The following is a 472-nucleotide window of genomic DNA, read 5'->3' on the forward strand; positions in this document are numbered from 1 at the left end:
CCTTCCTTACAAACAAAGTAATCTTCATGAGTCTTGATAAATTTTAAAGCGATTTTTCACTAAAAAGCATCCGTCACTACCATGAGATCCCATTGCTGCTCTGCCCTTCGGGCACTATGTTAAACAATAGACGCGGCATTATAACCTAATAATTATGATAGTCGAGTGTAGGGGGCAATTATTTGGACTAGTTTAGCTACGATCGAGACCAACTGCGTAAAAAACAGACTAACTGGTTCGTTAAAGCGATATTTTAGCAGGAAGTAAATAGAAGTTATTGTTGAGTGATTACTCGTTTACTTTCTTTAAGGTTAAGAAAGTGGTCGGCGATGCAGGATTTGAACCTGCGACCCCTTGGACCCAAACCAAGTGCGCTACCAAACTGCGCTAATCGCCGATAATAGTGTTGAATACTTAAATGTTGAATTTAAGACCACTTATGAGAAAGTGGTCGGCGATGCAGGATTTGAAC

At 40.0% G+C, this 472-nt stretch carries 1 tRNA gene; it reads right to left on the reverse strand.

Annotated features, from left to right (window positions below):
- Positions 1-320: 320 nt before the first annotated feature.
- A tRNA-Pro gene (locus B4F91_RS02475) sits at positions 321-397 on the reverse strand.
- Positions 398-472 lie beyond the last annotated feature (75 nt).

The organism is Pseudoalteromonas sp. UBA6610 (assembly GCF_002433295.1).
In the GTDB taxonomy this organism is placed as follows: domain Bacteria; phylum Pseudomonadota; class Gammaproteobacteria; order Enterobacterales; family Alteromonadaceae; genus Pseudoalteromonas; species Pseudoalteromonas atlantica.